Consider the following 11,316-nt stretch of genomic DNA (forward strand, 5'->3'; position numbering starts at 1 on the left):
AATTGACAGGAGTAGTAACTATGAAAAATCAGACACCTGAAGCGATTATCAATGACAAAGATACGGTTGCTGTTACTGCCGATCTTTCACCACAGGAAATGATTAGTATCGCCGGAGAGATTGCGACCTTTGTAAAAAATAAGGCCAGTGAAACCGGAAAGCGTATCTCTGGCCGTGAACTGGAAAATATCATGGTAATTACCGGACTTATGTTACCAGCCGGGAATGAGTTAGTCGGGTAGCTTCTCTTTAAGTTTTTGCTCAAGAATGGAGTAAACAGAATCAAAGTCATCGTTTAGCTGTGCATATGGACCCATTAAACGGGCTCTGGCCTCAGCAAGACGGGATAATGCTTCTGACGTGGCAACTGTCGGTCCTCTGCCAATTATGGCGCAGGTCTGAGCAAATAAGAAAAGTACTCTTTCTTTATCGGTCATGGGATCACCTGTTTTGTTGGGATGTTGTTATGCCCAGCACTCCATGCGGGAACTGGCGGGCATAACAAAAAATACCACAAAACCCACGCGCCGGGCGTGGTTAAAAATCCCGGCATAATTTAACAGGAGAAATCACAATGGCAGACCAGGCACTTGAAAAGTTTATTGAAGTCCGCCACCCGGTGGATGCAGTTCCTTATATCAAGTTTGCAGAGCTGATCGGCAAAACCCCTTCAATGGTGAAAAGTATGATTGAAGAGGGGAAACTTCCTATTATTCAGTGGCGTAATCCGGCAGCACTGACGAACCGTTCAGAGAACTGGATCTATATCCCGGAGTTTAACCGTGCCATGCGCGAAGCATACTACAATCGCCCGCGTGAACAGCGCGATGCCTGGTTGTTGTGGATCGGTCTTTGATTATGCGAAAGAGCTATTCACAACATGGGACTCATGCCGGAACGGTACCAGCGGCGATTCAGGTAAGTAAAAATACTTATGTATATCGTGGTTTCACAATACGCAAAACGCCACGTAATGCACTTAATGATTGCATCACATATTTAATTACCAGGCGCGATCATGAACATGAAGTGGATAATTATTACGGGCTTGATTTTGCATTAGCCGAGGCATGCAGAACAATAGACACTCTTATAAAGCAACGAATCTGATGGTTAACTGACGAGGTGGCAGCAATGAACGATGAAGCGCCGTCTGTGGCAAGCCTGCTCAGGCGAAGTGGTCAGGTGACACATTTTAAAAACTCACGTGGGTGGATAGAAACACCTGACGGGAGGTTCTTTAAACCGGAACCGTCAAAGGTTCAGTTTATTGACGGGAAAAACAAACCTTATATTTCAGCAAATATAAATAAATGTTTTCTGCGTGGTATTGCTGAATTTTTGAGAAAACGATTTAAGTAATTAATCAGTCAGTCAATATCTGAATTAATCACCTCGTTATTGATGGTGAGGGATTAGTACATCCGTTAAAAGAGAAAGCGGTTATGAATAAACGCGAGCAATACAGTTTCATCCTGCATGTTCTCTTGCCGGCAGTTGAACGCGAGGGACTGACGATTAAGACAAGTCATGACGGCGAATTAACGCTGACGCCGGATGACCCGTCAGTTTCTCTTTTTATCAGCGATATGCGCAGGCGACTGGAAACAGCCCTGGCGCGTCCTGTTGCATCTCATTCACCCTATGGAGCATAAGCATCATGAAAAAGGCAATTTCAGATGAGCATCTGGATATCTTGATCACTAAGATGGACTATTCAGCAATACCTGCTTTGACTGACGGACACATTGAACAGGCAGTATTCACCATAGCATTAGCGAGCGTACTGAAAGAACTGCGCGATTACCGCAAGGCCGCAGGGCAGTCTCAGAACCAGGCAGGACAACAGCCTGACCTTCGTGAGCAGGTGAACACATGGCAACGCCGTGCGCTGGAAGCGGAAAACGCACTGCAGTGCCGCAAGAACATTATCGACATTCTTATTGCCGGACCGCATGGTGATGTCTTTATCGATGGACGCATCCATCTGCCGGCAGCATCAGCCGCTGACGTTCACGCGGCTGTCCGTAAAGTTATCGTCATCAGCCGTGACCTGCATGATTTTGACGGCGACAAGCGGGGGATTTATGAGGCGCTGGAAAGAGCTGAAGATAATCTCGTCTCCGTGCTGAGAAAGATCCAGCCATCTGCATCAGCGCATACGGACAACACTGCCGGCGGTGCAGCATGAATACCATCGTTCGCCCGTTCCTGAAATGGGCAGGCGGCAAGTCGCGCGTGATGCCGGAACTTCTGCAGCATCTGCCGGCAGGCGGTTGCCTGACTGAACCGTTCGTGGGTGGCGCGTCGGTATTCATGGCAACGGATTACCCGCGCTATGTGCTGGGTGATATCAACATCGATCTTATTAACCTGTACCGGGAATTAACCCGTTATCCGGATCTGGTGATCGACACTGCCGGCGAACTGTTTAAAAACAGGAACAGCAGACAGGACTATCTTGAAATCCGGGCCGAATTCAATCGCCATCTCACACAGACCACATGTACCGGTGGCGGGCGCCGCGCCGGGAGGACGGTTACCGCTGAGCTGTCGCGCATCGTACGCGCTGCGCAGTTCCTGTATCTGAACCGGCACGGCTACAACGGCTTGTGCCGCTACAGCCGTAAAACCGGATTCAACGTGCCTTTTGGCAGCTTTAAAAAGGTCTACTTTCCGGAAGAGGAAATGCGGCTGTTTGCCGAAAAGGCCAGAGACACAAAAGCGATATTTATCTGCGCTCCCTTTCAGCGGACCTTAAAACTCGTCACCGGCAGCAGTGACGTTATTTACTGCGATCCGCCGTATCTGCCTGTCAGTGATACGGCATCTTTCTCTGAGTATTTCGGTGAGACATTCACCGCTGAACATCATCGCCAGCTCGTCAGCGCCCTGCTGGATGTTAACACCCGGCTCGGCGCGCAGGTGGTCATTTCAAACAGTGACACCCCGGAAACCCGTGAGATTTACCAGCCCTTCCGTCTGCATGAAATCAGTGTGCGGCGCTCAGTCAGCGCGGATGTAACCAACCGTGGCGAAGCCAGTGAAGTGATTGGCGTCCTTCGTGTCTGCGAAGGGTGTGGTCGTGCCGGCGGCGGTCACTGTCCTGACTGTGGGCCGGTGATGGGCAATGCAACTTGCAACACGATGATCGCCGGTAGTTTTGATGACCGGAACATTTTTTGACAACGGTATGACATATCCAGTGAGGACATAAATCATGACACCAGTACGTTTTAATCCCGTTTCATCAGCAACAATCCAGCCAGCAGAGAACGGCGAATTCGTCCGGTTTGCTGACTGGCAGGACACGAACGAGCAACTGACTGCGGCACTGACCACCATTGAAAACGCCAGATTTTTCAGCCGCTGCCCTGAAGGTATTGATTTAAAAGAGCACGTTGGCAATCTGCGGCTGGCCGCTGATGAGCAGGTATCAAACGGTATCTGCACTGTGCTTTACCGGGGAGCAATCCCGGACGGTATTGATACCAGCACTCTGTTTGGTGCGATCGTCAGAGTCATCAAAGAGCGCCTGAGTCAGATCGAGAAAGGCTTCTCTCAGGAAGGCGATGATGACTACCTCGATCACGAACTCAGTGCAGCGGCTGCGGCCTATCTTCTCTGTGCCGCCGGTCATCAGCAACTTGCCGCCACTGTCTGGCCGTTCTCTGCGGAGGATTTTAAACCCTCACCGAACGCACACCGCAACCTTGTCAGAGGTGCCGCACTGGCCGTAGCCGAAATGGAGAGTATGGATCGCGGCGTGATTGAGATTGTTCTGTCAGGCGACAAGGACAATGTCCAGTAAACGCCGCATCAGACGCAATCAGTGTGGCAGAAAGCGGCGCCATACATCGCCAACAAATGCCGCGATCGAACTCATGCTGATTCGTAAAAACCACGGTCATCAGGGGCAGTTGGGTGTTTACCGCTGCCCGTTCTGCGGCTTCTGGCATGTCGGCCATATACCGGAAGAAACGGCATTGGCTCAGGCTGGAGATAAGACAGTGTTAACCAGTAACAAAGGCGGTGCGGTATGAGGACAACACGAAAAGCATCAGCAGGTGAGGCGGCGCAGGACAGATATATCAGCAGTGCCGGTCTCGACAAAATGCGCAGGGACGCGGAGGGCATTCTGTCCCTGCGCACTCCGGTCGCTGATAACGAGTGGTGGCAGGCGCTGCTGTGCATTGTCACTGAACTGCAGGAACGGCGATCAGAGAGTCTCAGACACGTCGGATATCTGTTCGTCGACAGGAAAAACGGAGTCGTTCTGTTCTCAACATCAGACGCGCCATGTGAAGGCGCCGCGCTCGCCGGGCCGGTGTATGGCGATGTTAACTTTATGGTCAGGTGACATATGCACACTAAAAACTGCTTGCACGCTCTGACGTCAGGGGATTATATTCCACCTGCAGCCGCAAAATCGGTTGCCGGGATTAGCCTCCTGAAAGTTAAACGTGCGCACAGCCGCGCCAGCGGTTTTTTTGTGCGTAATGCACTGTCATACCTCTGCTGTATTATGGTGGGGCGTGCAGGGGCATCTTCGGATGCGCCGGGTTCGCGTTTAACCGGTAAGGCTAACCCTGAACGTCTCACCACCTTTTTGATTAGCCTCGAACGTGGTGAGTTTTCAAAACTTAAACGTGAGGTAGCCACATCATGGGCAGCCACAAAACACGCGCGCGTCGTCGCGCTGCAGCAGCACAAAATCACCGCATCACTGAAATCAACCGCCGTCTTTTCCGCGCGGAAAAACTGGCATCCTGCATGTATTTCGAGTCGCTCACCAGCGACAGCATTCTTTCTGAACTCTGTATCCCTGCTGTTCTCAGTTATCTCGCAGAAGATTTACGGGATGTTCAGCAGCTCATCAACGATACCGACAGGTAAACCGGCGGACCGATCTCCTGCCGCCGTTATGGTGGCGGGAGGTTTTCGCACATCTTTTTTATGGAGTAAACGCAATGAAACCGCGACGCTCTGACAGTAGCGATTTTATTGACTGGCTATGGAGTTGCGAGCCGGATTTGGCTCACAGGGTGCAGATGCGTTACAGCCATTATCTGACAATGCAGCCTGCAGGCGGAGATAACACTGCGGCTGCAGCAGGCAGGTTTATTGTTGACGGGTGCTACCGTGTCGAATCCGACGGTGTGAATATGTTTCTGTACCATCATGCTGAGCGTGATGGCGCACTGCTGTCTGTTTATCAGACGCCGGTCGGGCTGTTTACTGATCTCATCTCACACAGTATCCGCACCCGCAAGGCTGACTCTGTTGCTGAGTTTGTAGCAGAAATAACCAGGCTGGCATCTGTCTGTATAAAGGCGTGGTCAGCTTATAAAGCCAGGAGCGCCGGATAATGAGTACGCTGCCGGAATGGGAGTGGAACAAACCACACACCGCCGTTGATCCTGCAACATTTGGCCTGCCGGCTGAGCGGACGCCACTCAGCCGGTGGATTGACTGTTACGATGCTGATGGCGAAAAAACAAGGGCAGCCAGACTCGGAAAAAGTGACGATACCACTGCACAGTTACCACTGGCGGTTATGCTCGATATTGCTGAAGATCGCGACGAAAGAAACAGTGAGCTTCTGGTTATTTCAGCGGAAGAGCGACGCCGCCGCAGGCGTGAATTTTATGGCGAAGAGGAAGTGGAGAATCTGTTTTCCCTGCCGTCATATCTTCGTAATCCGCTCATGCGGGAGGTGAGTTTTTTACGTAAAAAACAGAAGGCCGCAGAGCAGGCAGGGAAGAATGAGCGTCCGGCCACTGTCTGGATCCGTGGAACACTGAAACGCCTGATCCGGCGCATCGAAAGGATCAACAGTCGTTTCAGCACACCGGCATTTCAGCGCGTTGTGATAAGCCAGCGTCTTGATGCACTGATGCAGCTTCCTGAACTCAGCAAACGCGAAGTGCAGACGGCGGCCACACTGACCGCCGGCGCGCTGGAAAGCGAATTCATCCGCCGCTGTGATCGCTACGGTACAGCCATCACGCCGGGGGATGCGCTGGATATTTACCAGTATCTGGCGCGCATGGCTTTCAGTCTGAACGTTGTTCCGCCGTCGTGGCATTCCCTGCGACTGGATGACAACCGGCGCAATGATCCTGACATGGAAAAACTGCCTGGCGCACTGGCGCGCCTGACGTGTGCAACATGGTGGCAGCGTAAATTGTGGCGTCTGCGTCGGGTCTGGCGCGAAGAGCAGTTGCGCGCGGCAGGCCTGGTATCACGTCAGGCATCGCCCTATCTCAGCAGGGAGGCGCTTACCGACTTTCGCGAGCAGCGCCGGCGCATGCGCGAATTCCTCAAATCTTACGAACTGGTGAATGAAGATGACTTCACCATCGGGCTTGATGACGTTTACTACGCCGGGAACAGTAATCCGAAACACCGCCGCATTGAGATGATGACCACTATGAAAGGCCTGGAGATGATCGCTGCCGAACGCGGTGACACAGCGGCTTTTCTGACGGTCACCACGCCATCGCGCTTTCATGCGAACAATGAAGACGGCACGCCGAATCCGAAGTGGGACGGCAGCACCGTCCGCGACAGCAGTGATTACCTGGTGAATGTGTTCTTTACGGCAGTGCGCAAAAAACTCAACCGGCAGGGGCTGCGCTGGTATGGCATGCGTATCGCTGAACCCCATCATGACGGAACGGTACACTGGCATATGATGATGTTTTCCCGTCCGGAAGACCGGGATGCCATTATCAGTGTGGTTCGCGATATTGCTGTGCGTGCGGATCGCGCCGAACTCGGGCACGACATTACACCACGTTTCAAATGTGAACGGGTGACGGCCGATAAAGGTACACCAACCAGCTATATCGCAAAGTACATTGGCAAGAATATTGACGGTGATGCCGTCAGTGGTAACGACAAAAAGACAGGCAAACCACTCACCGATAATGACAGCAGTCTTTCACTGTCGGATTCCGTCGAACGCGTCACCGGCTGGGCCGGGCTGCACGGTGTTCAGCAGTTCCGGTTTTTCGGGATCCCGTCGCGGCAGGCGTGGCGGGAGCTGAGACGGCTGGCATCACAGATGAAGCGCTGTCCTGACGGTCCGCAGCAGTTACCTGACAGGCGGATGGATGCAGTGCTGGCCGCCGCTGATGCCGGCTGTTTTGCATCCTACATCATGAAACAGGGTGGCGTGCTCCTTCCGCGCGACCGCTATATCATCCGGCCAGCTTACGCACTGGCAGAGAAACCAAACGATTACGGCGAAAACGGCATTCAGCTTTACGGCATCTGGGCGCCACTCATCGGCACGAGATCCATTGTCTGCACGCATCCGGATAACTGGCAACTGGTCAGGAAACAGAAAAAAGCGGCGCCGTCGGCGCAGCAGGATCTTGACCTTGACCTTCGCTGTTTATCTTTTGACCGTCAGGGCGACCACGCCGCCCCTTGGACTCGTGGCAATAACTGTCCCGGCGCCGGAAGACGGGAAAGTTATCCACAGAATGAAGTGACAGATTTCACGAACATGACCCCGTCAGAACGCCGGGATCTGATGAAACGGCTGCGGGAAACCGCACCGGTGGCGAGAAGAACCAGGCCGGTTTATACCGTCGACGATACCAGCGTCACCAGCATTGTTGATTTTGCAGACTCTATCGGATGGAAGATGAACGAATGGCAGGCGAAACGTATGGCGGCCGGTGGCGAGATCCTGCGCGACGGGCGTTATTACTGCTCGCACGGCGACGGCAGGATCTACAGCCGGAAAGCGGAGGCCGGCGAAAAACCACCTTACACCAGACTGGATCGCAGGATGCGTCGCGGCATCAGTACGGATGAGAATATCAGGCTGCCGCCACCACCAGGCGCAGCCAGTCAGCAGGCGAATGAACTGATCGTGCGCTGGAAAAATTCGCTGATGAAAATGTCATAGCAATGTGAGTGGTATCACCCATTGTAGCTATTGCGATTCACTGAATAATCAGAAAATGTATATTGTTGTACAACTTCACAAGGAGTGATTTGCATGACTGTCAACTACGGACAAATGCGCAGTAAGCGCGAGCAGGTAAAGAAAGTTCTTCGTTCCGGGCAAAACATCATCCATCTGCGCATTATTGCACACCTGATCATTGAGGCTTATGAAGCCTCGCTTGAGCTTCCTGAAGAAACATGGGTGGATACTGACGGTAATCATCAGCGTTATGTGTCATGGGGAACCATGATACGGGGTAAATTCATCCCGGTCTCACTTTCTCAAATCCCGGCAGCTGGCTATAACCTGTATGGAGATGGCAGAGGGGCAGTATTCAGTTTCACTATTAAAACAGTGGTGGATGATACACCGACCGAAGTTGCCAGTGTTTTCACCAGCCTGACAATCAGCGGCGATCATGGCCTGGTTGTCAGTGTTGATCGGACTGTTGTTCCACTTAATACTAACGGCTCGCCATACCGTAATGTCTGTGAGGCTATTCAGTCTCATGTCTTTAATGCCATTGATCGCATTCAGCTTGATGGTTCAGAAATGATGCTGGGTGAGCTTTGCACTGTTGCTGACAATTGTAGCTATGATTTTTAATTATGCAGATCTGGCAGTAATACGACTGCTGTCGTTAGTTATCACTATGAAGAAATTAATTATGTTCAGGTAAGAGTGCTGATTGAACAGGATGATTTCTTTCATGAAACGACTTCACATCTTGACTTCATTAATTGCTATATCAATAATGACTTCATAAAGTGACTTCATGAGGCGAGGGAATGAAAGAGAAGGTTGCATCACTACGGAAGAAGCAGAAGGCCACACTAGAAAAAATATATAAATCACCTGTGCCGCCTGGTATCAAATGGGCTGATATTGAGTCATTGAATAAGGCGTTGGGCGGTGAAGTTAAAGAGGGGCGTGGTTTACGTTGCAAGTTTATCCTTAACGGCCGTGTTGCCATCTTTCACTGCCCTCATCTTTCAGCATATACCGATAAAAGCGCAATAATTAACCTGCGCGAATGGCTTGAGAGTACAGGAGTGAAGCAATGAACAAAGCATCAATACCAAACACTATTGAGATAGCCGGACAATCTGCTGTTATTAGCTACGTGCCGGAGCTCAACGCATTCCGTGGAAGATTCCTTGGTTTGACTGGTTACTGTGATTTTGTGTCTGACAGTATTCAGGGGTTGCACAAAGAAGGTGAAATTTCACTTCGCGAATACCTTGATGATTGCCGTTCTGCAAACATCACTCCGTTTACCAGCCAGGAGAAGGTTAAAACTTTCACACTTCGCTACCCTGAGTCATTTGGTGAGCGTCTGAGTCAGGCTGCAGCTGAGCAGGAAACCTCTGTAAATTCTTTCATTATTGAGACGCTAAACGAGCGAATGAAGCACGCTTGATCCATTTTAACCGTTGGATGGATTGGCGTTTTTTCACCATTGGTAATAAGAAAAACGGTATATATTTTAAGGAGTCAACTTGCGAATCTATACAATATCTCAGGCGAGACAAAATATCTCTGAAGTGCTGAACATCGCTGCAGCAGGCGAGCCGATAGGCATTGCCCGCCGCGATGGTACTTCCGCCGTTCTTATCAGTCGTGAAGATTTCAGCGCATGGCGGGAAGCCAGGCTTGACGCTGAATTTGCTGAGATAATGAAGCGGCACGGGCGCACAATTGAGATGCTGACAGACAAATGAAGTGGATAAGTGCAGAAGATGTTATCTCACTTCATGAGCGACTAACGGCAGCTATCCCCGATGTGATGAGAATACCTGGTCATCGCTGGGCTGAGTCGATTGTATGGCGTGTAAAAAATCAGTTTTATCACGAAGATGTCAGTGGGCTTTACGAGCTGGCAGCATTGTACCTTATTACAATTGCCAGGAAGAATGTCTTTAATGACGGAAATAAACAAACGGCATTTCTGATCATGATGGTATTCCTGCAACGCAATGGTATCACTATTGAGGAAGTTGGCAGCGAACTGGAGAGGTTGACAGTAGCTGCTGCAACAGGAGATGCGACCAGTGTTGATGTTGAGGTGGCTTTATGTCACCTTGTTAACAGGCCTGGTAAATAACGAAGTTGTTGATCCTGGTATTATTAATAAGCAAAACGTACGCAGGCCATCATTGATGGCCTTTTTGTTGCAGCATGAGAAGTAGCTATTTTTTTTCTTCAGAGGGTTAGCCTTCCATCTCTTAACCAGCCATTCAAACTCCTGGTAGGTGGTATCTGATTTGATGTGTTCCCTTATAGCTTTAATTAGCGGTTCGGCAATGTCGTAGGTTTCAATCACAGTGGTGAAAGAGGTTCGCTTGATCATCGCCTCATTGAAGTTAGTTCAGCTTAGAAACCGTCAAACTCATCAAATAAATTGTGCATATTTTAACCTCAGAAGCGATAGGTAAAACGTTTAAATCCTGCCTACTTAGTCAGATTGTAGCTTTTTAAAAAAGTTTAAACGCCTTTTAACGGTCGCTTAAAAGCCCTTTAAATGTCAACGCCGTAAAATTACCCAGAGGTAACCCTGTGTCAAATACATGGGCGTTTTCTTTCTGCACAATAGTGCACAATTTTGCACAATTTTTTTGATGGTGTTTTTGTCTTTTCAGCCCAGTACGGGCACGGTCTGAGCAAGGATCGACGAATGCACGAAAAACGAAGCAAAAGTTGCGCGCAGGCGACGGGGGGACAGCGCACGAAACAAGGGGGTGATAGGGGCTGCATTAAATCGCTATTCATGGCAAATATCCGGCCTTCTGAGAGCTTGTATTGTTTTAAACCTGCGCTGGGTACGGATGTGAAACTGCGCCTGCTGTAGGGGCTCTCAGGCGTTATCTGCTGATGGGGTAAACGATGAAATAACAGAGTGATGTGATCACGTCTTACAGGGGTAATTGTGAAAATTACTGAATGAAATAAGCATGATGCGGTGATGAGTAACCGCCTTCATTCTGCTCAGGTGAGCGTTACGGTTCTGGCGTGGCGTTATGTTTCCGCATGCAATAAGTCTCTGTTTGTGTATTTTGTTGTTCATTTTCACTATGAATTGAACAACAAAATACACAAATGGACAAAATCAGGTGGTTCAGGCCGGACGCCGGCAACATATATCGGGAGAAAGTCGCCGGAAAAACTTAAAACAGGTTTGCTTAACCTGCTGCTGGTCTGACGACCAGACCTGCATTTGTGCTACTTCTGTTCGAGCAGCGCGTATGGATTAAACCGGATGACTTCTTCACCGAGCCATTCATTGACATGCTTCATGGCCTCCATCACGGGGGCCAGCTCGTTAATGGCAAAGACCCGTGCGGCTTTCTCGA

The 11,316-nt window shown here is 50.3% G+C and carries 19 protein-coding genes and 3 pseudogenes; 19 read left to right on the forward strand and 3 right to left on the reverse strand.

What is annotated here, in order from left to right:
- Nucleotides 1-20: 20 nt before the first annotated feature.
- A complete protein-coding gene (locus tag GTGU_RS20235; protein WP_038161554.1) occupies nucleotides 21-242 on the forward strand; it encodes a hypothetical protein in 222 nt (73 codons plus the stop codon).
- Here GTGU_RS20235 and GTGU_RS20240 read toward each other — a convergent pair.
- A complete protein-coding gene (locus tag GTGU_RS20240) occupies nucleotides 231-437 on the reverse strand; it encodes a hypothetical protein (RefSeq protein WP_038161557.1) in 207 nt (68 codons plus the stop codon). The genes GTGU_RS20235 and GTGU_RS20240 overlap by 12 nt on opposite strands.
- Before the next feature lie 137 nt (nucleotides 438-574).
- Here GTGU_RS20240 and GTGU_RS20245 point away from each other — a divergent pair, with 137 nt between their 5' ends.
- From GTGU_RS20245 to GTGU_RS20320, 17 genes and pseudogenes are all read left to right on the forward strand, one after another.
- Nucleotides 575-856, forward strand: coding sequence for a Cox family DNA-binding protein (locus tag GTGU_RS20245; RefSeq protein ID WP_038161560.1), 282 nt, complete (start codon nucleotides 575-577; stop codon nucleotides 854-856).
- A gap of 278 nt (nucleotides 857-1,134) precedes the next feature.
- On the forward strand, nucleotides 1,135-1,362 hold the full coding sequence (locus GTGU_RS20250; protein ID WP_038161563.1) for a phage filamentation protein Fil family protein: 228 nt from the start codon (nucleotides 1,135-1,137) through the stop codon (nucleotides 1,360-1,362).
- 83 nt (nucleotides 1,363-1,445) lie between these two features.
- Nucleotides 1,446-1,655 carry a hypothetical protein gene (locus GTGU_RS20255; protein WP_038161566.1) on the forward strand — a complete coding sequence of 70 codons (210 nt, stop codon included), beginning with the start codon at nucleotides 1,446-1,448 and terminating at the stop codon, nucleotides 1,653-1,655.
- A gap of 5 nt (nucleotides 1,656-1,660) precedes the next feature.
- On the forward strand, nucleotides 1,661-2,191 hold the full coding sequence (locus tag GTGU_RS20260) for a hypothetical protein (protein ID WP_038161569.1): 531 nt from the start codon (nucleotides 1,661-1,663) through the stop codon (nucleotides 2,189-2,191).
- 5 nt (nucleotides 2,192-2,196) lie between these two features.
- Nucleotides 2,197-3,186 (forward strand): DNA adenine methylase, encoded by a 990-nt coding sequence (locus GTGU_RS20265; RefSeq protein ID WP_038161604.1) that lies wholly within the window; start codon nucleotides 2,197-2,199, stop codon nucleotides 3,184-3,186.
- A 34-nt stretch (nucleotides 3,187-3,220) separates the two neighbouring features.
- Nucleotides 3,221-3,811 carry a hypothetical protein gene (locus GTGU_RS24040; RefSeq protein WP_051857395.1) on the forward strand — a complete coding sequence of 197 codons (591 nt, stop codon included), beginning with the start codon at nucleotides 3,221-3,223 and terminating at the stop codon, nucleotides 3,809-3,811.
- The gene (locus GTGU_RS20275) at nucleotides 3,801-4,043 is read left to right on the forward strand and encodes a hypothetical protein (protein WP_245609626.1); all 243 of its coding nucleotides are present in this window, start codon (nucleotides 3,801-3,803) and stop codon (nucleotides 4,041-4,043) included. Before GTGU_RS24040 ends, GTGU_RS20275 begins: the two co-directional genes overlap by 11 nt.
- On the forward strand, nucleotides 4,040-4,360 hold the full coding sequence (locus GTGU_RS20280) for a hypothetical protein (RefSeq protein ID WP_038161573.1): 321 nt from the start codon (nucleotides 4,040-4,042) through the stop codon (nucleotides 4,358-4,360). Before GTGU_RS20275 ends, GTGU_RS20280 begins: the two co-directional genes overlap by 4 nt.
- Nucleotides 4,361-4,363: 3 nt before the next feature.
- Nucleotides 4,364-4,624, forward strand: a pseudogene (locus GTGU_RS25855) (ash family protein); the annotation flags it as partial.
- Nucleotides 4,625-4,665: 41 nt separating this feature from the next.
- Nucleotides 4,666-4,896, forward strand: coding sequence for a derepression protein (locus GTGU_RS25860; protein ID WP_156964218.1), 231 nt, complete (start codon nucleotides 4,666-4,668; stop codon nucleotides 4,894-4,896).
- A gap of 74 nt (nucleotides 4,897-4,970) precedes the next feature.
- The gene (locus GTGU_RS20290) at nucleotides 4,971-5,369 is read left to right on the forward strand and encodes a DUF5405 family protein (protein WP_156964219.1); all 399 of its coding nucleotides are present in this window, start codon (nucleotides 4,971-4,973) and stop codon (nucleotides 5,367-5,369) included.
- The gene (locus GTGU_RS20295; RefSeq protein ID WP_051857397.1) at nucleotides 5,369-7,924 is read left to right on the forward strand and encodes a replication endonuclease; all 2,556 of its coding nucleotides are present in this window, start codon (nucleotides 5,369-5,371) and stop codon (nucleotides 7,922-7,924) included. Before GTGU_RS20290 ends, GTGU_RS20295 begins: the two co-directional genes overlap by 1 nt.
- Before the next feature lie 93 nt (nucleotides 7,925-8,017).
- Entirely contained in the window at nucleotides 8,018-8,572 is a 555-nt protein-coding gene (locus GTGU_RS20300) for a hypothetical protein (RefSeq protein WP_051857398.1), read from the forward strand.
- 182 nt (nucleotides 8,573-8,754) lie between these two features.
- On the forward strand, nucleotides 8,755-9,030 hold the full coding sequence (locus GTGU_RS20305; protein WP_038161578.1) for a hypothetical protein: 276 nt from the start codon (nucleotides 8,755-8,757) through the stop codon (nucleotides 9,028-9,030).
- On the forward strand, nucleotides 9,027-9,386 hold the full coding sequence (locus GTGU_RS20310; RefSeq protein ID WP_038161580.1) for a type II toxin-antitoxin system HicB family antitoxin: 360 nt from the start codon (nucleotides 9,027-9,029) through the stop codon (nucleotides 9,384-9,386). The genes GTGU_RS20305 and GTGU_RS20310 overlap by 4 nt, the downstream gene beginning before the upstream one ends.
- 79 nt (nucleotides 9,387-9,465) lie before the next feature.
- On the forward strand, nucleotides 9,466-9,687 hold the full coding sequence (locus GTGU_RS20315; protein ID WP_038161583.1) for a type II toxin-antitoxin system Phd/YefM family antitoxin: 222 nt from the start codon (nucleotides 9,466-9,468) through the stop codon (nucleotides 9,685-9,687).
- The gene (locus GTGU_RS20320; protein WP_038161586.1) at nucleotides 9,684-10,070 is read left to right on the forward strand and encodes a type II toxin-antitoxin system death-on-curing family toxin; all 387 of its coding nucleotides are present in this window, start codon (nucleotides 9,684-9,686) and stop codon (nucleotides 10,068-10,070) included. The genes GTGU_RS20315 and GTGU_RS20320 overlap by 4 nt, the downstream gene beginning before the upstream one ends.
- A 93-nt stretch (nucleotides 10,071-10,163) precedes the next feature.
- Here GTGU_RS20320 and GTGU_RS26710 read toward each other — a convergent pair.
- Nucleotides 10,164-10,328 (reverse strand): annotated as a pseudogene (locus GTGU_RS26710) (DUF4760 domain-containing protein); the annotation flags it as partial.
- A 600-nt stretch (nucleotides 10,329-10,928) separates the two neighbouring features.
- Between GTGU_RS26710 and GTGU_RS20325 the strand changes: the two are divergent.
- Nucleotides 10,929-11,165: a hypothetical protein gene (locus GTGU_RS20325; protein WP_038161590.1), complete on the forward strand. Its 237-nt coding sequence runs from the start codon at nucleotides 10,929-10,931 to the stop codon at nucleotides 11,163-11,165.
- A gap of 20 nt (nucleotides 11,166-11,185) precedes the next feature.
- On the opposite strand, the pseudogene GTGU_RS25865 reads toward GTGU_RS20325, so the two are convergent.
- Nucleotides 11,186-11,316 (reverse strand): annotated as a pseudogene (locus GTGU_RS25865) (phage portal protein); the annotation flags it as partial.

Source organism: Trabulsiella guamensis ATCC 49490, assembly GCF_000734965.1.
GTDB lineage: Bacteria > Pseudomonadota > Gammaproteobacteria > Enterobacterales > Enterobacteriaceae > Trabulsiella > Trabulsiella guamensis.